Origin of the sequence: Lewinella sp. IMCC34191 (assembly GCF_003390935.1) — a bacterium.
Taxonomy (GTDB): domain Bacteria; phylum Bacteroidota; class Bacteroidia; order Chitinophagales; family Saprospiraceae; genus Neolewinella.
In genome coordinates, this window is the sequence record NZ_QNQZ01000001.1 from 93,779 (window position 1) to 113,496 (window position 19,718).

A 19,718-nucleotide genomic window follows, 5' to 3' on the forward strand; every position below is an offset into this window, starting at 1 on the left:
GTTTGCTTAGTCGTGGGTTAGTTTGATGTCTTTCGGATCGATCTTGATGCCCATGCGGGCCATCAGGGCCGTGGCGTTAAAACTACGGCTTACCCCGCGGTGAAGTTTATAATCAAATACCAGTTCACCGTCCCGGGTCTGTACCTCCATAGCGTAATTCTCTACCCGGCTGCCGGGTTCGTTTTCGAGATCGGCCAGTTCCAGGTCGTGGGTGGCAATGATCCCGGCTCCTTTTTCGTGGATCAGCTGCCGGATCAACGCCCGGGATCCCGTGTGCCGGTCCCGACTGTTCGTACCCTTCAGGATTTCATCGAGCAGAAAGAATACGTCCTCTCCGGGCGTGCTGACCGCTTCGATGATGGCCTTCAACCGTTTAAGCTCCGCGTAGAAACTGGAGGTACTTTCACTCAGGTCATCCTGTGTCCGCATGGAGGTCCAAACCTGTAGGGCGGCGGTGCGCAGGAAAGAAGCGCACACCGGACCGCCTGCTCTTGCCAAAACGACATTTAATCCCACGGTTCGCAACCAGGTTGATTTTCCCGCCATATTGCTGCCCGTCACCAGGTGGATGTGTCCGTCGGTATGAATGTCAATATCGTTCGTGACCCGCCCGCCCGGCGCCAGCAGGGGATGTCCCAGCCCCTGACCTTCAAGTGTCGGCGCGGTGGTCAGTTCCGGTTCGGTCCAGTCCGGGCGGTTGAAACGGAGCGTGGCCCAGGAGACGAGGGCATCGACCCGTGCCAGTTCGTCAATCCAGCTTTCCAGGTGTTCCCGGTTCGCTTCCCGCCAGCGGTCCAGGCGGTACAGCCACTGCAGGCTCCACAGCCCGCTGATCTCCAGCAGGAACACGAAGGGGTTATATCGCACGTCCAGCTGGCTGACGGCGTAGGCCAGTCGATTAATTGACGACGATGCACCGGCCGAATGTTCCGGGTACCGCTCTTCGATCTGGGCCAGGAGACGGCTGTAAGCCTGAAGAATCCGACCGGCCTCGGCGGTGTAGGCGTGCTCCGAGCTGGCCAGTTCATGGTATCGCCGAAGCATCGCGAAAGCCGGCACGAAGAAAAGTAGCCCCAGTTGCCAGGGAGATTGCGTGAAGCAGAACCAGAGTCCCGCTACCGTAAGCAAGGGAGCGAGCCACCGCATAACCCGGACATCGGTACCGCTTGCCCGCGATGGTCGGTCGACCCACTGTAGTAAGCGTTGGGTGTAGTTTGGGTCATCGCGCAGGTCATGGCCGACCGTGCGGAATTCCACGCACCAATCCGGATGCTTCGAGAGAGCCTGTCCGTTGGCCCGCCGGCTACGTGCTTCCGCGTGAGTGGCCGGCACGGAAAGGTGATCGGCCAGGCGGCGGGCGCCTACTGCCGTAACCGTTCGATTGATAAACTGATACAGGCTGAAGGGGCCGAAGATGTCGAGATCGATGGCGTACGGATGTCCGCTCTCCAGAAAGGCCGACCCATCGGGGTAGTGACGGAAGTCGTGGGACAGGCCACAAAGCTCACCTTTGGCGATTTCCGCTTGTACCTGCGCCTCCGCCGCCCGTCTACCCAGGGCCAGATGCCGACGAATCCCGACGGCGGCAAGGGGCAGCAGGATGACGGTGGTCAGGAGTCCCGCCAGTAGCGACTGCGACCAGGCCACGATCAACGCGGCTACCAACAGGAAGAAAACGAGCAGTCGAACGAGTGCCAGGCGGTCGTATTGCTGTTGTAGCCGTCCGGCCAGATCGCGACGGGATGCGGCCAGGCTGTTGTAGTAAGTGAGGGGATCGTTCACGCCGCAAAGATGCCAATATAATTCCGGCCGGACGCGCTATACGGGCCGGCTACTTACCTTGGGCTGGAAACCAGCTAGCGATGTACGTTTTCCAGGTGGCGACGCCCTTCAGTACCGGTACGGGCATTTACCTGCCCCAGCATGACCTGATTGTCACGAACGAGCACGTGGTTCGTGACAGCGCCTCCGTCGTCATTGGCGGCGAGGGGACCGAGGAACAGCTGGCGCCGGTCATCTACCTGGACCCCTACTATGATCTCGCTTTTCTTCGGCTACGGGAGCCGGCCGGGCAGCCGCCGCTCAGGTTGGCTACGCGGATGCCGGTGGTCGGGGAGGCTGTCACTTCCCTGGGACAGCATTTCGGAGAACACCGGCGGGAAGCTAGCGGTACCGTGACGAGGGAAAGCTATCTGCGCCACGGAATTTCCTACTTCGTTCACGACGCCCGCCAGGGAAGCTCGCAGAGCGGCAGTGGTGCTTACGGGGGGGAGGGTCGGCTGCTGGGCATCAATATGATGGACGCCCCGGAAAACGACGGCGGAACGCTTGCACTGCCCGCGACCGTCCTTAAGGAGGTTCTGGACGATTTTCACCGCGGAGGAGGACGGCCGGCGACCCGCTGCTTCGAATGCCGGCAACTCACCTTCGAAGTCGATGCCAATCCACGCGGCCGCTGCCCCAACTGCGGTGCCGAACTGATTCTGCCTGGCCAGCTTGAGGATGCCCAACCCAGCGGCGTTACCGCGACGATCGAGGAGATTATCCGTACCGGTGGGCACGACCCACGCCTGGCGCGCCGCGGCCCCAATCTCTGGAACATCCGGCAGGGCAGCGCGACCATCCAAATTGCCTACCACGAAGAAAGCGGACTGGTTACGGGAGATGCTTACCTGTGTCAGATTCCCGAGGTGCCCTCCCCCGAACTCTTTGCTTATCTGCTAAGGGAGAATGCGCGGACGCAACAGCTCAGTTTCTCTACTTACGGGCGGGACATCATTCTTTCCCTGTTAATATACGATCGGTACCTCACGGTGGACACGGCGCTGCCGCGCTTCGAATACCTCTTCGAGCAGGCCGACGCCTACGATAACATCCTGGTGGAAACCTACGGGGCGGGCTGGTCCTAGTGCTAGTTAAAGAACTGGTCGTAGCCCGATTCCGGGCCGGTGCCGCTCTGGCGGGTTTGCGCGTCCGGCCGGCGGGTGAGGTCTTCGAGGTCGAGGTTTTCCTTCCCTTCGGTGGTGTGTGACTTATCGTCCAGGTCGAATTCGATGTGCCCCTCACTCAATAGGAGGTCACTCTTTTTCTCCCATTCCTCAAGCATACGTAGGCCCTCATCGGCAAAGACTCCATTTTGCAGGTCCACACTGGCCATGAAGTCGTTGCTCAGTTCCATCATGCGTTCCATCTCACCGACTTTATTGGCTACGTCCTCGGCGATGGCTTCCATTGCCTGGTCGAACATGGCCCGCTGGTCGGGGTCGCCGTTGATAACGCTCATCGCGGATTTCATGGCTCCGTGGCTGGCCCGGATGGCCTTGCGTTCCTGAATACGAAGGTCGACCTGATCGCGGGTGTCTTCGAGCAGCACTTCGCTGTTCTGGTGCATGCGATTCAGTACCCGGTTGAGGACCTCCATCTTTTTCAGTAGCACCTGGTATTTCTCATTGCTCTCCCGCAGGCGGGCCGCCCGGCGGCTGCTCAGGATCATTTGCTGGTTCTTACCCTTTTCCTTGGCCAGCGAGGCGAGTTTAAGTTGCTTCTTCACTTCGGCCTCATTCGTTTCCATGAGGGTAGTGAGGTGGCGCATCTGCCCCCTTATCTTCCCGATTTGTTTGCGCATCTCCTGCAGATTGCGCTCCAGTTCTTCCACGTAACTTTTCAGGATACCAATGGGGTCGATGTTGACGAACAGCCCCGTAAGCTTGCGCATGGAGCTTTTATACATGTATCCGAAAAGGGTACGCGACCGGGGGTCGGCAATAGCGAAAACGATGGCCAGTAGCGCGAGTCCCGCCACTACCAGACCAAGGGTAGTGGACAAAAAGGGAATAATTACGCCGGCGAAGGTGGTGAGTACAAAGCCTAAGCCCGCCAAAATGGCCACCAAAAAAATCAGGCCGGTGACGCCCTCGGGGCGCTGCCAGAAAGATTTTTTCGTACTGGTGTCTGGTGGCGTCATTTAATAGGAAATTTAGGACAGGACGCGGCGGATGTTATTGATGTCCTCGCGAATCGTATTGGTAATGACCTCCAGAGCTTCATCGAAGCCTTTCTGATTCTCTTCCGCTTTTGTCCGGGCGGCATTGATCTGGCTATCGGAAGCCTCGATCTGCGCTTTGGCCTGGTTAATCTGCTCCTGAAGCTGCTGCATTTTGGACTCCCAATTCGCAATTTTTTTCTTCAGTTCACTGGTCTGTTTGGCCTTACCCTCTACGTTGTCGACCAGGTGCTTTTCGAGGCTGCGCATGAACTGCCCCTTTTCATCCTGCAGGACTTCCGAGTAGTAGTTGGCGGTCTTGATCAGTTTTTCCTTGGTCAGTCCGACCGACGAGCCGGTGATAAAGGCGGAATTGATTGCGGTGTCGAGATCCATGCCGATTTCGGTAAGGCGGCCTACCGACTGCTTGAACTCCAGATAATCGAAGCCTTCCAGGTTCTTCTTCTCCAGGGCTTTCATCAGGGCATTAGCAAATCGGTTATTACTATCGGACATGCAACAATCTTTAGGACAGGGACAAATGTAAGGTTCCGTCGGTTGCCGTACGGATGCCCGACAGCAGGAACGGGATGATCAGAGATTTTCGTCTATTTCGTTCAATTCCTTCGCCTCGGCGGCGGGGAACCAGGTGGCGAGGCGAGCCTGCGCGTTTTCCTTCACCTCGCTATTGATATAGGCGGCTACGGTAGTCAGGCCGGCAGCCAGTACGGTAAAGTCGTCGGTATACCCAAGAATAGGGGTTAGGTCCGGAATAACATCGAGGGGCATCAACAGGTAGCCCAGCGCACCCAGGATAGTCCGTTTGGCCCAGGCCGGCGTATCCTTACGTTCGTAGGCGTAGTACAGCAGCAGGGCGGTGTAAACGGACCGTAATCCGGCGGTTCGGGCCAGCCCGGGCAACTTTTTCCAGAAGGGGCCGAGACGAAAGAAGCGGCGGTAGCTATCGGTAGTCATGGCAAAAGCTAAACTTTAAGATAAAACGCACAAACCCCCAAAGCGGTTATTACATCAACATGGAGACACAATCCCCGACTGAGGAACTGCTACACGCGGTGGAGGCCTACGTGGAGCAATATATCCAGGATCAGGTAGATGAGAGCTATGTGTACCACAACTTTCAACATACCTACGCCGTCGTGGAGTCCGCTACGGAACTGGCCCGGTACTATGATCTTAACGAGCGCGATCAGCTGGTTATTCAGTTGGCGGCTTGGTTTCACGACACCGGTTACGCACAGGGTTGGTCGGACCACGAAGCGCGCAGCGCCGATCTGGCACGTGCGTTTTTGGAAAAGCAGGGGCACGACGAGGAACTGATCACTGACGTCCGCGGCGCGATTCTCGCTACCCGTATGCCCCAGGATCCCCAAACGTTCATCGAGAAGATCATTGCGGACGCCGACCTGAGTCACCTTGGCGGCGCCAGTTACTGGGATCGCTGCGGCCGGGTACGTCAGGAATTCGCCCTCACGCGATCGATGGTGATGTCGGACCAGGAGTGGATTGACTTCGAACTGGGCTTTATGCTCAGCCACGAGTACCACACGGAAGCCGCCCGGGAAATCTACGGAGAGCGGAAAAGCAAGCACGTCAAGCAACTTTACAAACGGAAGGAAGCGCTCTACCCGGATCAAACCCCCAGCAATCTCAAAGAACTAAAGCAGTCCAAGAAGAAGAAACAGCCCAAGAAAATCAAGAAGAAGGACCGGCGGATGGAGGATGACTTCAAGCCGGGGCGGGGCGTCGAAACGATGTATCGCGCTACCTACCGGACCCACGTCAACCTCAGCAGCATTGCCGACAATAAGGCTAACATCATGCTTTCGGTCAATGCCATCATTCTCAGTATATCGGCGGCGAACCTCTTCCCGAAGCTGGATAATAATTCCCACCTCACGATTCCTACTATCATCCTAGTGGGGGTATGTCTGGCCAGTCTTTTTTACGCTATTCAGGCCACGCGCCCCAAGGTTACGGAAGGGAAGAGTAGCCTGGAGGACATCAAGGCCCGACGCAGCAACCTGCTATTCTTCGGTAATTTCTACAATATGGAAATCGAAGACTTTCACTTCGGCATGATGGAAATGATCCGGGACGAGGATTTCCTCTATTCCAGCATGACGCGCGACCTTTACTATCTCGGCGTAGTATTAGCCCAGAAATACGCGTTTCTGCGCATTTGCTACAATATCTTCCTGTACGGAATCATCATCTCCGTAATCGCCTTCATCCTCGCCTCTATGTACAACAACCAGTACGTAGGAAGCCCGGGCCCAGGGATTTTCGGATTTTAGATATCCACTTAGAGGGAGTTAGGCAGGACCTATTCTACGTCTACTTCGATGCGCTTGTCCTGATTGGCGAGCTGCCAGGCATTGTGGAAGATGAGTCGTCCGATATTGACCATCTTCTCAAAATTGATTTTCTCAACGGTGTCGGTATCGCGATGGTAATCCGCGTGGGTACCATTAAAAAAGAATACGCTGGGTACGCCTCGCTCGGCAAAATTGTAGTGATCGCTGCGCTCGTAGAAGTTGTTCGGGTCGTCTTTGGCGTTATAAGTGTAGTCCAGTTCCAACTTTGTAAAATCCCGGTTTACTGCTTCGTTGATGTCGTGCAGCTCCGTACTGAGTCGATTGCTACCGATAACATAGATGTAATCGGGGTTTCCTTCGTGAGCGGGATCGATACGACCGACCATATCGACGTTGATATCGGCTATGGTGTATTCCAGAGGAAAGACGGGGTGGGTGGCATAGTACTCGGAACCAAGCAGCCCCTTTTCTTCTCCACTGACCCACAAAAACAACACGCTGCGGCGAGGCCCTAGACCGGCCGCTTTGGCCTCGGCGAAAGCTTCCGCAATTTCCAGGATCGTACTGCTGCCGGATCCGTTATCGTCCGCTCCGTTGAAGATGGCGTCTCCGCGCCGCCCGATGTGGTCGTAATGGGCGCTTACGACCAGTACCTCTTCGGCCAGCTTTGGGTCGGTGCCCCGTATGTACCCGAGCACGTTCTCCCCGATAAGCTCGCGGACGTCTTTAGTCTGGGTCAGACTGATATCCGTGGCCACCGTAACGGGACGTAGGCGACCTTTACGCTCGATACGCTTGCGCGCCTTGATCACCTGGCGGTAGTCGTCGCCGAGAATTTTCTTCGCGAGTGCCGGGGTGAGGTAGACGTTGTTCGCTTCGTCCCGCTCCGCTTCCGTCCTGTCTGTCATACGCATCCGACCGTCCAGCGTTTCACGCCGTACGTCTTGCACGTTCTGTTTGAACGCGGCGTCGATGATAAAAACGGTCTCGACGCCGTGCTCGTAGGCGGTGCGCAGTTTTCGTCCGTCATCGAGGCTGTACTCGCTCGGATCTTTCGTGCCGGATAGGTAGAAGTTGCCATCGCGACCGCGGGGTTCACCGGAAAATATGATGATCGATTTACCTCGAACGTCGTGCCCCCGGTAGTCACTGTAGGCCGGATCGTCGATACCGTAGCCCAGGAAAACAAGCTCGTCGATCGTTACTGAATCCCGGCTGGCGTTCTTGCTGGGGGCACTGTAGTACTCCCAGAGATGACGCAGCGGCTCTCCGTTTAACTGCATGTCGATCGTTTGCCAATTTTGCCGACTGAATTTGATCGTCTGCATGTAGGCAGTGTCTCCGATGATGGGCGCAATCCCCAGGGAATCCAGCTGCGCTGCCAGATAAGCAGCTGCTCGTTTTTGTCCGGGCTGGCCCGTTTCTCTCCCTTCCATTTCGTCGGAGGAAAGCACGGTCAGGTGCTCCCGCAAATCATCGACAGTGATCGTAGCGGCTAATTCGCGCGCCTGTTCATCCGTGGTGGATAGGGGAGAGCGCTCTTGCGCGTTGCTGGTCAGGGACAGGAGCAGGGCTCCGGCAAGCAAAATTCGAATCATGGAAAGCAAATGTAGGACACCCGTATGGGGTTGCGCCGCTAAGATAAGTTTAACCACCAGATCGATTCGCTTCGTATCGATTACGGCAGGCATACAAAACGGCGAAGTACGATTGGCTTACTTGTCCGACAAGCGTACCCGGGTACCCAACTGGATCATGGTGTTGTGGATTCTATCCTCCAGCGGGCCGCGACCTCCGTCGCCTTCCCGAATCGTGAGCAACCGGCCAACCGTTGGAGAGAAGTAAAGCGACCATCGATCGTTGAGTATGCGTTCGATCCGCACGTTTCCGCTGACGTAGAGGCTACTGTTTTCCAGCAGGCCTCCGCCCTGTAGATAACCCTGGGTAGGATCCAGGATCTCGCTCGCCCCCGAGTTTTCACGCCCGATCTTAGCCAGCGGAGCAGAATTTTTGATGATGCGGTTCAGGTCGGCCAGCGTGACATCAGCGGGCAGATTAACCTGAGATTTCAGCACGATATTCATGGCCATACCCAAGCCGGCTGAGATACGCCATTTGTCATTGCTGCTCAGCTGTCTTTGATAGTTCAGTGGGATAGATACCGTCTCGTACGCCAGGCGGCTGTACCTGATCGGGTGCTCTTGTTCCACCCCGGAGGTATCCTCTTCGATCAGAAGAATCTTGGCGGGCACGTAAGACCGGTGACCATAAACGAGGCCGAACTGCAGTGCGTTGTCTCCCTGCTGGGCTTCAAACAACAACCCTAAGCTATATCCGGTACTCAGCTTCCGCTGTGCTTCAATGCCGAGCACTTTGTTCTCCAACGTCCTAATGTCATTGATATCGAGGGGAGATACAAAGCCGCTGAGGTAGTACTGTACCGGTTCACCTCCAAGGAATCCGGAGAGATCCAGCGCAGGCAGAATGCGGGCCTGCTCATTGTTGAGCGGTGTCACGCTGGAAGGAAGAGCCTCCACGGTTGAAACAAGCGTTGGATTGGGTACCGCTTGATTTTGGGAAACGACGGGGCCGGGAGCGTGTGGAACCAAAGAAGGCACAGCTTCAGCCGTAATGGATACGGGCCGTGTCGGCTGAACTTTGCTCTGCGGTACGTCAGTCGACGCATCGGGGGGCTGTACACCGCTACCTGCTGAGCGTTCGATAGGCTGCAGGAGAGAGGCCAGCGGCTCGACGGAAGCATCCATTTTGCCCGGCTGGGTACGGATGGATGACCAGTCATCCGACTGGGCGAAGAGCAGCAGGAGACTGAGCAGTAGGGTTGCCTCCGTGATCTTCAGGCAAGTGACCATCTCCCGGCGGCGACCGATTACTTCCAGGCGGGCGGCCAGGCGACTCCATCCGGAGACGGTGGTGGGTTCGGCCTGCAACAAGCCGGAGGCCACGGTTACATCCAACTGATCGCCCTGGTCGGTGGCAACGGCGTCCAGCTTTTGGGCAAAGGCGTCCCAGCTACCGGCGGGCGCTACCGGAGCCAAGCTATCAAGCTTAGCGGCAATGGCGGTGTGATCGGCCACTTCATCCAACCTGGCTTCCAGGTCGCTCCATCCGCGGGTCGGCGGCGGCGGCAGACTGGCGATCCGCTGGCGGATCAGTTTATCGATGGGGTGATTTTCTTGTTTCATTACTAGCGGCCCGGGGCGGAAAGTGCTTTCTGGAGTTTGTTTCTCGCCTTTACCAGGTTAGATCTTGAAGTGGAATCAGTAATACTTAATTGCTCGGCAATCTCTTTGTGACTATACCCCTCAATAACGTAGAGGTTGAAAATCGTACGGTAGGTCGGCGGCAGTTTCTGTACCGCCATCAGGATCTCGCGAGCGGAACACTCGCTGATCACGTCCGGCACATCGCTGCTGACCTGGTACGCCCGCTCGATATCTTCCGTCCGCCGGCGAACGGAGCGCCGGTAGTGGTCGATCGCGGTATTGACCGTGATGCGTCTCATCCAGGCCAGTAGGGCGGTACCGCTCTCGTAGCGGTTGATCTTGCCAAAAATTTTAATGAAGCTTTCGTGCAGCAAATCCATTGCCTCGTCTTCGGTACCGCTGTACCGCTGACAGATGGCCATAAGCGAGCCATAGTAGGTCTCGTAAAGTACGCGCTGCGCTTCCCGCTCCCCACGGCGTAATGCCGCGACGAAACGTTCTTCATCATTTTCTAGCCAGATCGTATAGTCCATAGAAGGTTGCCGGTAAACCTGCTTCGGCCCATCCTCTTTGCGGGGCGGTAGGCCGATAACAGAAATACCGTAAGATAAACGTATTTCGGGTGCCCACTGCTGCCAGCGATGAAAAACTTTTGTCTGCCGGTCACCCTATCTTTCGGCAATGAGTGCAATCAACATTAAACGGGAGGGCGGTACGCTGGAACTACAGAAGAGTCGGCGTCTCGTGGGCTTAAAGACAAAATACGGATCCACCGCAAGCAACGAGGCCGGGCAGGTCATGCCAGATCTCGGTGGGTTTTCCGTCGTGGAGCTGGAAGGGGAGGTAGAGAGCGGACTCGACCGGCTCCGGGGCGAGGACAGCGTGGCGGTCGGCTCCCACGTTTATTTCGCCGCGGGTGATAATCGCCCTATCATTCCTACGGGAGTCATCTACTGTCAACTGGCCAAAGGAGTAGAGCGGCAGGAAAGCGATCGGCTTTTTGAAAGGCTCGGGTTGGAGGTGGCGGAGCGGCGAGCGGACGGAACCGTCGTGTTGCAGGTCACCGAGCGAAGCCGCAACCCCCTCCATATGGCCGGAGTGCTGGAGAATTTACACATGGTGGTCGAGGCCATCCCGGACGTCGACGTTCCACTGGACCAGTATTTTTCCCAGCCCAGGGACGGCCTGTTTCCCGAGCAGTGGACGCTCCAAAACCGGGGTAGCATACCCGGGGTGCCGGGATACGAAACGAAAGCGGGCGCGGATTCCGGCGTCCAGGCAGCCTGGCGACAGCTCGACGGCCTGGGCGGGGCGGATATCACCATAGCGGTTATCGATAATGGATTCGAGGTAGAACATCCCGACCTGGCGGGCAAAATCGTTTCCCCGCTCGTGGTATCCTCGGGGTCGCAGGGACTGCCGGAGGGTAGTGCCTACGGTACGCACGGCACGCCCTGTGCCAGCCTGGCCGTGGCACCGGCCGACGGAAACGGGATTGTAGGAGCGGCACCGAATGCCCGCCTCATGCCCCTGCACGGCCTTACCTACTCCGCCTTCCTGACCGAGCGGATGTTCGATCACTGCCGTACCAAGGGCGCAGACGTGATCAGTTGCAGTTGGGGTACCGTAGACGACCGATATCGTCCGGGTAAACTGCACGAACGGGCTATCCGGCGGGCGCTTACCGAAGGCCGCGGCGGTAAGGGCTGCGTCGTCCTCTTCGCCGCCGGCAACGAGGGGCTTGCTCGGGTGAACTATTACGGACAGATCGACGGGGTCATAACCGTTGGAGCTTCCACCAGCAACGACACCCACCCCGGTTATTCCAACCGGGGAACAGGTCTGAGCGTCGTAGCGCCCAGCGACGGAGGCTGGCCCGTGCTGGCCGCCCGGTGCAGTTGGGATCCGGGACAAAGTGACATGCCGCCGGAAAAGCGATTCTACGTAGACGGCCGTGACAGGGGGCCCTACCACAAACATTTCGGGGGTACTTCCGCAGCTACACCCCTGGTGGCCGGGATTTGTGCCCTGATGCTTAGTGCCAACCCGGACCTGACCGCCAGCGCGGTTAAATCGATACTGGAGCAAACCGCCGATAAGATCGGCAACCGGGCCGGTTACGATGCCCGTGGGTGGAGCAACCAGTTCGGCTACGGACGCGTGAACGCGGAACGGGCCGTGGATGAAGCCGTACGGCGGCGCTCCGTTCCTGTCGTTCCTGCCGATACTCCCGCATCACCCGCCGGAGCGTACCAGCTCAACGTCGAACCGGCCCGGAAAAGCGGATACGGCCTTCAGGTGGGTGCATACGGCGATTACAAGAATGTCGTGGCAACCGTCGCCGCGCTAAAGCAGTCATTCGGTCTGCCGGTCGTGGTCGAGGAGTCCGGAGGCCTGCACAAAATTGTCGTCGGTACATTTGCCACCGCCGACCAGGCCCGTGCCCACATCGAAGAAGTTCGGGCGGCGGGATACCGACCCTTTGTACGCGATCTATCTACCCTAAGTTAACCAAGCCCCATGCGTCTTTTAGCTGCCATCATCTCCCTGTGCTGCACCCTCCCCCTCAATGCCCAGCTGGGCTGGGTTGCCGGCCACCCCGGCACCATTGTCTACTCGCTGGACATGATTCGGGTGCAACAACACGAACTCGACATTACGGTAGACTTTCCGGCCGTCCCCACCGGCGTCTTTTTCGTCAAAATGCCGCAGTTCAGTCCGGGCCGCTACGCGCAGCACAATTTCGCTCGTAATGTCTATGATCTCCGGGCCACAGGCGCATCAGGCGATTCACTGGCGGTGACCTCCATAGATCCCAATACCTGGGCCATCAGCGGCCATGGAGGAAAGGTGCGCCTTACCTACACCCTTTTTGCTAACGGTGGAGACGGTACGTATTCCGGGATTGATGACCGGAAACTACACCTGAACATGCCGGCGACCTTTCTTTACGGGGAGAGTTTGAACGACCGGCCCGTACTCTTGCAACTTGCCGCTGATCAGCGACCGGATTGGCAGGTGGCCACCCAGTTGGTTGCACTGGGCGAGCGCCGATTTGCCGCCCCCAACTATTACTATTTCTACGATTCGCCCACCCTGGTCGGGGACATGATGCGGGAGTCTTTTACCGTGGCCAGTGGCGAGCGCGTCGATACGATCGAAGTGGTGCTAATGAGTGAGGACAGTGATTCGGTTTTTACCGGCTACGTGGATTGGGTGGAACGGGTAGTCCGTGCCCAACAAGCAATCTACGGCGAACTGCCGGCCTATGATTACGGCCGCTACACTTTTCTCTGCTCCTATAATCCCTGGATCGGGGGGGATGGAATGGAGCACCGGAACTCAACTATCTGTTCGGCACCCATCGGACTAGAGGGCAACCAAAGCCGTCTGATCGGGACCATCAGTCACGAGTTCTTCCACTGCTGGAACGTGGAACGTATCCGACCGGCCAGCCTGGAGCCATTCGACTTTGACCACGTCAATATGAGCAGCGAACTCTGGTTCGCGGAGGGTTTTACAAGCTACTTCGATGATCTGGCGCTCGTTCGCGCGGGAATCCTGGAGCCGGCCGACTACGCAGACGGACTTGCCGGCCAGCTAAACTACGTGGTCAATTCCCCCGGTCGGCATTACCGCGGACCGGCGGGCATGAGCCAACTGGCTCCGTTCGTGGACGCGGCTACGGCCAACGACCCGGATAACTACGCTAACACCTTTGTCAGTTACTACACTTATGGCGCTGCTTTGGGACTCGCGCTGGACCTTCAGCTGCGTGAGCGCGGCCACCAACTCGATGAAGTCATGCAGCTCATGTGGCAGCGTTACGGCAAAACGGCAATTCCCTACCACATCCGTGACATCGAGCTGGCCCTCGGCGAAGTAGCTGGAGATGCGGACTGGGCGACCGATTGGTTTGACCGGCACATCTACGGAAGCGAAGTACCGGATTACGGTGAGTTGCTGGCACCATACGGCATAGAAGTCGCCCAGGCCGTTCCGGATAGTGTCGGTTTCTACGGCTTGCGACTGTCGGAGGCTGACGGCGGCCTGAGCGTGGCCGGTCCGGTTTACGAGAATAATCCGCTGCACGCCGCGGGCATCGATCGGGGCACAACGCTGCTATCCGTCAATGGAACAGCGGTAACTACCCAGGCCGAATGGACGGCTGCCGTAAGCAAGCTTCGGGTCGGAGAAGAGTATGCAATCACCTTCCGGCAGCTCGGGCGGGAAAAGTCCGGCACCTTCACCGCCGCAGCCAGTCCGGCTTTTCGTTCCGGCCTCGTGGAAAAAGCCGATACGAAAAGCCAGCGCAGGCGCGAGGGGTGGTTGGGTCGTTAACGCATCGGCTCCTTGTTCATAACGTGCTCGTCCAGCCACTTGTCCTGTTCCCAGAGCAGGTGCAGAATGCTTTCCTTAGCCCGGTAGCCATGGCTCTCCTTGGGTAACATGACCAGCCTAACGGTAGCGCCGAGGCCTTTCAGGGCGTTGAAGTAGCGTTCGCTTTGCAGCGGATAGGTGCCACTGTTGTTGTCGGCTTCGCCGTGAATCAGCAGCAGGGGCGTCTTCATTTTTTCGGCGTGCATGAATGGTGACATGGTGTAGTAGACTTCGGGAGCCTCCCAGTAATTGCGTTGCTCGCTCTGAAAGCCGAAGGGCGTTAGCGTACGGTTGTAGGCTCCGCTGCGGGCAATGCCGGCGGCAAAAAGGTCGCTGTGGCTAAGCAGGTTGGCTACCATGAATGCTCCGTAGCTATGTCCGCCAACGGCTACGCGATCGGTATCGATGTATCCGAGCTCGTCCACCGCATCGATGGCTGCTTTGGCGTTAGCGACGAGTTGATCGCGGAAGGAATCGTTGGGCTCCTCGTCGCCCTCACCGACGATCGGGAAGGCGGCATCGTCGAGTACGGCGTAGCCCCGGGTCACCCAGTAGATCGGCGAGCCGTAGTATGGATAGGTGAATTCGTTCGGGTTGGAGGTGGACTGTGCCGCGCTGCTCTTGTCCTTGTACTCCCGCGGGTAGGCCCAGAGGATCAGGGGAACTTTTTCTTCGGCTTCCCGGTCGTAACCAACGGGCAGGTAAAGCGTACCGTTGAGTTCCAGGCCATCCTCGCGCTCGTAAGTGATGACTTCTTTGTGGACATCTTGCAGGCTCTGGAATGGATTGGTGAAATCCGTAAGCTGGTCGAGGTCGTCGTCCCCGAGTTCGCGGAAGTAGTAGTTCGGGTAGTCGACGGGAGACTCCATCCGAACCAATAATTCCTTTGAGTCCGGGTCGTAGTCCAGCAGGTCCTCCAATTTGTCGGTATACGGGGAGGTATAGAGACGCTCGGTCTGGCCGGTCTCCAGATCGATCGTGCTGAGAAAGGGAAACTGCCCCTCGGCGGTGTAGCCGTCGCCGATCAGGAAGGCTTCTTCGTCTTCCAAAGCCAAAATGGTACTACCGTATTCGTTGCGGGTGGTTACGAAGTTGCCGGGATCGCTGTAACTGTCCTGGTAATTCAGGTCGAAGAGAACACTGGGTTCGCCGTCGGCTTGCGACGGATCGAAGGCATAGATTTTCATGTTGCGGGTGTCGAACCACCGATCGTAGGCAATGGCCGTTTCATCGTCGCCCCAGATCACGCCGGCGTAGCGGTTCGTGGTTTGGAGCAAGCTTTCTCCCTCTCCGGCAAAAGGTGCTTCCAGCTGATAGAGGGCGTCGCGGAATTCAGCTTCCTGCTCCGGATCGCCCCCGTCGAGGGCCTGGACGTATACGATCGTGGAGGGCCGGTCGCTCCGCCACTGAATGCTGCGCCGTTCCGTATTGGTGGACATAAATCCCTGGGGAAGTACCTCGATCAGGGGGAGTTCCGCAACCGTCTGGACGGGTTGTCCGTCCCGTGTGTACACAGTCGTCGTGGTGGGGAAGCGGTAGTAGGGTACGATGTAGGAAAAAGGCCGATTGATGGACTCAATAAGCACGTATTCACCATCGGGGCTGAAACTTACACCGTCGTACATCGCGGCGGGCAAGAACTCCGTCGCGTTACCGTCCATGTCGACCCGTTGTATCGTAGCCCGGGCGAGTTGCTCGAAGTTGAATTCATCGTTGGGATTGCTAAGTAAATCCTGGTAAGTCCGGTTCTGTGCTTTTTCGCCGTCGGCGGTGGAGATGGTCGGACCGGTAGGCACGGCGCTGGCCACGTCGATCAGCGGCTCGCGGTCCTCGGGAAGCATCTTGACGAGCACGGATTGCCCGTCTTCGTTCCAGTTAATGACGTCGCGCATATTGGCGTTGACGGTCGGTCCGGTCAGCCGGTGGGCCTCAGCGGTTGCCAGGTCAGCCACCCACAGTTCCACGCCTTCCTCGGCGGTGTGTGTCATGGCGATCATGGTCTCGTCGGGTGACCACGTAAAATTGGACAAGCGAGGATTTTCCGGCAGGCCGCTGATGGCCTCTTCCGTTCCGGTTTCGGCGTTGACGGCCCGGACCTTGACGTCTGTAAAGTAGTTGGTCCGGCTACCGATATTCCGCTTTGGATCGATGCGAAGACCGCCGAGGCGCAATTCCGTCTCGGAGAGCTCGGCAATTGTCTTGTAGGCATCCCGGTAAAGGAGCACCATGCGTTCCCGGTCGTGATCCAGCATCACGGACGGGGCGAGGGGGACATCCACGAGGTCCAGAATTTCTTGGGGGGGCTTTTGGTAGTCCAGATTGAGCTGGGCGTTGGCTACGGAGCAGCAAAAAAGCAGTAAAAGGAAAAGCGTGAGGTTTCTCATGCCGGTATTTGGTTAAGGGCGAACAATATGTGTAAGGTAAACACACCAACTGTTAATCCCCTGCTTTTCCTGGAATTTACGGTCTGGATGGTGCTTCCGCATCCCGAAGGCGTTCGTAGTGGGCCCGGTGTTTGGCGGCGTCGGCGAGAATGCTCAGGCCGCTATTGAAGACGGTCAATGCGAGGGTTCCGAAGCCGACCCAGCCAAGGGTGGAGGTGCCACGGTGTTTGCGTACGGTCGCCTCCCCGATAAGGCTGGCGCCGAGGCCGGTAAGGACCAGGCCGAGGGGTGCCTTGACAAGCCAGTTGCGGTACTGCTGATCGATGTTGTTGACGGACATGTTATGGGGATTGGTTTGTCGTACAACCCGAAATGTTCCCGGCTTGTGTGATCAGCATATTACCTGCGCTCCGCCGCCAGAATCCAATTATATTTCTACAATGTCGGGCATCTCGCCGTCATCCTCGTATGCGTTGATGAGCGCTTCCAGTTCGTCGGCCGAGAGATAGTACTTACGCAGCCGCTTTTTGTAGTGCGCCGGCAGGGTAGCGTGGTTGATCAGGTAGCGCTTGGTGGCCAAGACCTGCTCGCCAAAGCCGTGGTCGACGGCGATCGTATCCGCCCGCCGCTCGGCCTCGCGCATATACCGCGACCAGAAGGCGTATCCGAGCCCGAAGGCAATCATGCCCCGCCACGGCCGGTTGAGGTAATCCACGATATGCCCGAGTTCGTGGGCGAACCAGCCGACCACTACCCGTTTGGGCAGTTCGCGGACCCGGACGTGCTGGGTAACTTCGAGGTGGCTGCTGAAGTCGACGCGGTAGTGTCGCGTAGCCCGCCGAAAGAACGCCAGGTTGATCACCGGCTGCGCCCGCATGGTGCTGTACTTGGTGGGCAGTTTGCGCAGATAGATCGGGTGGGGGAGGAGCTCGGGATAGGCCGCCAGGGTTTCGGCGAACCATTCGCGCAGATGGTCGCTCTGGACATTCTGGTACACGATCCGATGCTGTGGTGGAGGCATACGCGATCAACGATAAACACCGATGGAAGTTGGGCGTGGAAAATTATTCATGACCGAACATCGAATATGGCCGATCAGTTATACCAACAAAGCAAACAGATACAACCCGCTGGTTGCCAGTGAGCTTGACCACTACTAACCAAAACACTACATCATGTTACGTTATGCCCTTATCTTCTTTGTGATCGCGATCGTCGCGGCACTCCTTGGATTTGGTGGATTTGCCGGCGCAGCTGCGGGCATTGCCAAGATCCTGTTCTATATCTTCCTTGTACTGCTGGTGATCAGCCTGATCTCCGGATTGTTCAAGCGGGCATAAGAACGCCCCAAAATTAGTAACACAGGCCGCGTCCGGGATAACCGGTCGCGGCCTTTCACTTCCTGACAATTCCTTTATGAACATCCCAACCCGATTGATGGCCTTGCTTGGCCTTTTGCTAGTGACCGGAAACCAGCTGTTGGCCCAGGCGGAAGGCGAAAGCCCCTACAGCTCTTCCACCGTTGACGCCCCTCCGGGAGGTGGCTTTTTTAATACCTACGGCGTAGCTATCGTATGTGGTATCATATTCGTGGGACTGCTGGCCTTTGTCCTGATGCGGGGACGAACGCGCTCGTAAGACATTTTAATTACCATAATTTCATATACATATATAATGATTAACCAAACCCAATTCAATTCATTAGCAGCGGCACGCAACCCCTATTCCGTCAGTATCTATATCCCTACGTACCGGGTAGGACGCGCCCAAGAGGACCAGATTCGTTACAAGAACGCCCTGCAGAAAGCCAATCATAAACTCCGCGACCGTTACGATCTGTCGGAGCAAGAGGCTGACAAATTTCTTTCCGAAGCCCGGACGCTGACCGATAATCTCGAATTCTGGCAGAATCAGAGTGATGGTCTTGCCGTATTCGTGGCTGCAGACCGATTTGAATACTACACCTGTCCGGTCGATTTCGAGCCCATGATCTATGTCTCGCCGGAATTTTATCTCCGTCCTATCGTTCCCCTACTCGGCGATGCGGATCGGTTTCATTTGCTCGCCCTGAGTAAGGGTGCCGTTCAGCTCTACACCGCTACCCGCTATGCAATCACCGAAGTGGATACCAAAGGGTTAGTACCCGTCAACATGGATGCAGCTCTGATGCAGGACACGCCCACTAATGACCTGTCCCGTTCCGGCGGAGCGGAAGGACAGCGGGGTAGCAACAGCCCCGTGTATTTCGGACGCGGCGGAGATCCCAGTTTGGATGTTGAGGACTTCAAAGTATACCTCGACCGGGTAAACGAAGGGGTCAGCGATTACCTCTGCGACGATAAAGCTCCCCTGCTGTTAGGTGGGTCGGAAGAATTGATCCCGATCTACCAGAAGGCCAACAGTTACGCTCACTTATACACCGACGGGCACGTCTCCGGCAATCTGGAGGAAGTGAAGCCGGGTCTTCTGCACGAGAAAGCCTGGTCCGTCATCGGCGGCCACTTCGACGAGCAAGCCGATCGCGACCGGAAACTATACGGCGATAATAAAGTGAACGGAGAGGCCGGACACGAACTGGAGGAGGTAGTACCTGCTTCCATCAACGGTAGGGTAGCGGCCCTCTGGATGGATCGTAACGCCTACGCTTACGGTACTTACCACCAGGAAACCAACGGCATCGAAGTGATGACCGACGAAGACAAGAACGCCACCGAGCTTTACAATCTCGCCGCGGTGAATGCTTTCCTGTCCGGTGCCCGCGTATACAATACGGACAAGGAGCAACTTCCCGACGATGCTACCGGAATTTGTGCCATCTACCGCTACGCCGTAGACGCCGATACGACCAATCAATAACACCCGGACCTAAACCAAGCAATATGAAAACGACCTTCAGAATATTCATCCTTGCCGGCATACTGTCCTTTACCGCCTGTGGCGGTGGGGCAGCCGAGGATAGCGATGAAGTGGATACCGCCGAGATCGTAGAAAGCGACGCCGACTACGAGGACGGGGACCAGAACAATGACGGAAAGGTGAGCTACGAGGAGCAATCGACCCAGAGCGAAATCACTACGCAGACGACGAATTACAGTCAGCGTGCGGATTCTCTGCGGCTGACCCGTGACTCGGCCGTCATTACGCCGAAGTACACGGACGACGAGTACGAAGCGGCTTATTCCACCAGCACTACGAACCCCCGCAATCAATCGGAGGGGGGCATCACGCCCGGAAACAACCAGAAGAAGGAGTAAAGCCGACCTGGTGTAAAAGAAAAAGCCCCGTTGTCCGTCCGGACAGCGGGGCTTTTTTCGTGGAGCCATCCATCGGACTCGAACCGACGACCTATTCATTACGAATGAATTGCTCTACCAACTGAGCTAGGATGGCCAATGGGCGGCAAAGATATATC

General features: G+C 57.2%; 18 protein-coding genes and 1 tRNA gene. 8 read left to right on the top strand and 11 right to left on the bottom strand.

Features of this window, described 5'->3' with window-relative positions; translation table 11 throughout:
* Positions 1-6: 6 nt before the first annotated feature.
* The gene (locus DRW39_RS00350) at positions 7-1,782 is read right to left on the bottom strand and encodes a MutS-related protein (RefSeq protein ID WP_116105012.1); all 1,776 of its coding nucleotides are present in this window, start codon (positions 1,780-1,782) and stop codon (positions 7-9) included.
* Between the two features lie 80 nt (positions 1,783-1,862).
* On the opposite strand from DRW39_RS00350, the gene DRW39_RS00355 reads away from it, so the two are divergent.
* Positions 1,863-2,909, top strand: coding sequence for a trypsin-like peptidase domain-containing protein (locus tag DRW39_RS00355; protein WP_116105013.1), 1,047 nt, complete (start codon positions 1,863-1,865; stop codon positions 2,907-2,909).
* A 2-nt stretch (positions 2,910-2,911) separates the two neighbouring features.
* Here the strand turns inward: DRW39_RS00355 and DRW39_RS00360 are convergent, their stop codons facing one another.
* From DRW39_RS00360 to DRW39_RS00370, 3 genes are all read right to left on the bottom strand, one after another.
* The gene (locus DRW39_RS00360; protein ID WP_116105014.1) at positions 2,912-3,964 is read right to left on the bottom strand and encodes a PspA/IM30 family protein; all 1,053 of its coding nucleotides are present in this window, start codon (positions 3,962-3,964) and stop codon (positions 2,912-2,914) included.
* A 12-nt stretch (positions 3,965-3,976) separates the two neighbouring features.
* The gene (locus DRW39_RS00365) at positions 3,977-4,498 is read right to left on the bottom strand and encodes a hypothetical protein (RefSeq protein ID WP_116105015.1); all 522 of its coding nucleotides are present in this window, start codon (positions 4,496-4,498) and stop codon (positions 3,977-3,979) included.
* 78 nt (positions 4,499-4,576) lie between these two features.
* Complete coding sequence (locus DRW39_RS00370; RefSeq protein WP_116105016.1) at positions 4,577-4,957, bottom strand: YkvA family protein; 381 nt, start codon at positions 4,955-4,957, stop codon at positions 4,577-4,579.
* 59 nt (positions 4,958-5,016) lie between these two features.
* Here DRW39_RS00370 and DRW39_RS00375 point away from each other — a divergent pair, with 59 nt between their 5' ends.
* Positions 5,017-6,297 (top strand): Pycsar system effector family protein, encoded by a 1,281-nt coding sequence (locus DRW39_RS00375; RefSeq protein ID WP_116105017.1) that lies wholly within the window; start codon positions 5,017-5,019, stop codon positions 6,295-6,297.
* Positions 6,298-6,326: 29 nt separating this feature from the next.
* Here DRW39_RS00375 and DRW39_RS00380 read toward each other — a convergent pair whose 3' ends face one another.
* From DRW39_RS00380 to DRW39_RS00390, 3 genes are all read right to left on the bottom strand, one after another.
* Positions 6,327-7,916 carry a M28 family peptidase gene (locus tag DRW39_RS00380; RefSeq protein ID WP_116105018.1) on the bottom strand — a complete coding sequence of 530 codons (1,590 nt, stop codon included), beginning with the start codon at positions 7,914-7,916 and terminating at the stop codon, positions 6,327-6,329.
* Between the two features lie 117 nt (positions 7,917-8,033).
* The gene (locus DRW39_RS00385; RefSeq protein ID WP_116105019.1) at positions 8,034-9,521 is read right to left on the bottom strand and encodes a hypothetical protein; all 1,488 of its coding nucleotides are present in this window, start codon (positions 9,519-9,521) and stop codon (positions 8,034-8,036) included.
* Between the two features lie 2 nt (positions 9,522-9,523).
* A complete protein-coding gene (locus DRW39_RS00390; protein ID WP_116105020.1) occupies positions 9,524-10,075 on the bottom strand; it encodes an RNA polymerase sigma factor in 552 nt (183 codons plus the stop codon).
* A 148-nt stretch (positions 10,076-10,223) separates the two neighbouring features.
* Between DRW39_RS00390 and DRW39_RS00395 the strand changes: the two genes are divergently transcribed.
* On the top strand, positions 10,224-12,053 hold the full coding sequence (locus DRW39_RS00395) for a S8 family serine peptidase (protein ID WP_116105021.1): 1,830 nt from the start codon (positions 10,224-10,226) through the stop codon (positions 12,051-12,053).
* Positions 12,054-12,062: 9 nt separating this feature from the next.
* The gene (locus DRW39_RS00400) at positions 12,063-13,883 is read left to right on the top strand and encodes a M61 family metallopeptidase (protein ID WP_116105022.1); all 1,821 of its coding nucleotides are present in this window, start codon (positions 12,063-12,065) and stop codon (positions 13,881-13,883) included.
* On the opposite strand, the gene DRW39_RS00405 is transcribed toward DRW39_RS00400, so the two are convergent.
* The 3 genes from DRW39_RS00405 to DRW39_RS00415 form a co-directional block, all read right to left on the bottom strand.
* Positions 13,880-16,306 carry a S9 family peptidase gene (locus tag DRW39_RS00405; RefSeq protein WP_116105023.1) on the bottom strand — a complete coding sequence of 809 codons (2,427 nt, stop codon included), beginning with the start codon at positions 16,304-16,306 and terminating at the stop codon, positions 13,880-13,882. The genes DRW39_RS00400 and DRW39_RS00405 overlap by 4 nt on opposite strands.
* 76 nt (positions 16,307-16,382) lie before the next feature.
* Positions 16,383-16,646 carry a hypothetical protein gene (locus tag DRW39_RS00410; RefSeq protein ID WP_116105024.1) on the bottom strand — a complete coding sequence of 88 codons (264 nt, stop codon included), beginning with the start codon at positions 16,644-16,646 and terminating at the stop codon, positions 16,383-16,385.
* 87 nt (positions 16,647-16,733) lie between these two features.
* Positions 16,734-17,327, bottom strand: coding sequence for a hypothetical protein (locus tag DRW39_RS00415; protein WP_157975830.1), 594 nt, complete (start codon positions 17,325-17,327; stop codon positions 16,734-16,736).
* Positions 17,328-17,481: 154 nt separating this feature from the next.
* Between DRW39_RS00415 and DRW39_RS00420 the strand changes: the two genes are divergently transcribed.
* The 4 genes from DRW39_RS00420 (at position 17,482) to DRW39_RS00435 (ending at position 19,560) form a co-directional block, all read left to right on the top strand.
* Positions 17,482-17,646, top strand: coding sequence for a DUF1328 domain-containing protein (locus tag DRW39_RS00420; RefSeq protein ID WP_104420433.1), 165 nt, complete (start codon positions 17,482-17,484; stop codon positions 17,644-17,646).
* A 76-nt stretch (positions 17,647-17,722) separates the two neighbouring features.
* On the top strand, positions 17,723-17,944 hold the full coding sequence (locus tag DRW39_RS00425; RefSeq protein WP_157975831.1) for a hypothetical protein: 222 nt from the start codon (positions 17,723-17,725) through the stop codon (positions 17,942-17,944).
* Between the two features lie 36 nt (positions 17,945-17,980).
* Entirely contained in the window at positions 17,981-19,162 is a 1,182-nt protein-coding gene (locus tag DRW39_RS00430) for a hypothetical protein (protein WP_116105027.1), read from the top strand.
* A gap of 23 nt (positions 19,163-19,185) precedes the next feature.
* Positions 19,186-19,560: a hypothetical protein gene (locus DRW39_RS00435; RefSeq protein WP_116105028.1), complete on the top strand. Its 375-nt coding sequence runs from the start codon at positions 19,186-19,188 to the stop codon at positions 19,558-19,560.
* Between the two features lie 60 nt (positions 19,561-19,620).
* Here DRW39_RS00435 and DRW39_RS00440 read toward each other — a convergent pair.
* Positions 19,621-19,696 (bottom strand) — tRNA-Thr (locus tag DRW39_RS00440).
* Positions 19,697-19,718: the final 22 nt, after the last annotated feature.

Excerpts from the sequence above, each read along its gene's own strand:
- DRW39_RS00355 (WP_116105013.1), top strand. The coding sequence starts at position 1,863 with ATGTACGTTTTCCAGGTGGCGACGCCCTTCAGTACCGGTACGGGCATT.
- DRW39_RS00400 (WP_116105022.1), top strand. The coding sequence starts at position 12,063 with ATGCGTCTTTTAGCTGCCATCATCTCCCTGTGCTGCACCCTCCCCCTC.
- DRW39_RS00430 (WP_116105027.1), top strand. The coding sequence starts at position 17,981 with ATGATTAACCAAACCCAATTCAATTCATTAGCAGCGGCACGCAACCCC.
- DRW39_RS00435 (WP_116105028.1), top strand. The coding sequence starts at position 19,186 with ATGAAAACGACCTTCAGAATATTCATCCTTGCCGGCATACTGTCCTTT.
- DRW39_RS00360 (WP_116105014.1), bottom strand. The coding sequence starts at position 3,964 with ATGACGCCACCAGACACCAGTACGAAAAAATCTTTCTGGCAGCGCCCC.
- DRW39_RS00415 (WP_157975830.1), bottom strand. The coding sequence starts at position 17,327 with ATGCCTCCACCACAGCATCGGATCGTGTACCAGAATGTCCAGAGCGAC.
- DRW39_RS00420 (WP_104420433.1), top strand. The coding sequence starts at position 17,482 with ATGTTACGTTATGCCCTTATCTTCTTTGTGATCGCGATCGTCGCGGCA.
- DRW39_RS00370 (WP_116105016.1), bottom strand. The coding sequence starts at position 4,957 with ATGACTACCGATAGCTACCGCCGCTTCTTTCGTCTCGGCCCCTTCTGG.
- DRW39_RS00390 (WP_116105020.1), bottom strand. The coding sequence starts at position 10,075 with ATGGACTATACGATCTGGCTAGAAAATGATGAAGAACGTTTCGTCGCG.
- DRW39_RS00375 (WP_116105017.1), top strand. The coding sequence starts at position 5,017 with ATGGAGACACAATCCCCGACTGAGGAACTGCTACACGCGGTGGAGGCC.
- DRW39_RS00395 (WP_116105021.1), top strand. The coding sequence starts at position 10,224 with ATGAGTGCAATCAACATTAAACGGGAGGGCGGTACGCTGGAACTACAG.
- DRW39_RS00425 (WP_157975831.1), top strand. The coding sequence starts at position 17,723 with ATGAACATCCCAACCCGATTGATGGCCTTGCTTGGCCTTTTGCTAGTG.
- DRW39_RS00385 (WP_116105019.1), bottom strand. The coding sequence starts at position 9,521 with ATGAAACAAGAAAATCACCCCATCGATAAACTGATCCGCCAGCGGATC.
- DRW39_RS00380 (WP_116105018.1), bottom strand. The coding sequence starts at position 7,916 with ATGATTCGAATTTTGCTTGCCGGAGCCCTGCTCCTGTCCCTGACCAGC.
- DRW39_RS00405 (WP_116105023.1), bottom strand. The coding sequence starts at position 16,306 with ATGAGAAACCTCACGCTTTTCCTTTTACTGCTTTTTTGCTGCTCCGTA.
- DRW39_RS00410 (WP_116105024.1), bottom strand. The coding sequence starts at position 16,646 with ATGTCCGTCAACAACATCGATCAGCAGTACCGCAACTGGCTTGTCAAG.
- DRW39_RS00365 (WP_116105015.1), bottom strand. The coding sequence starts at position 4,498 with ATGTCCGATAGTAATAACCGATTTGCTAATGCCCTGATGAAAGCCCTG.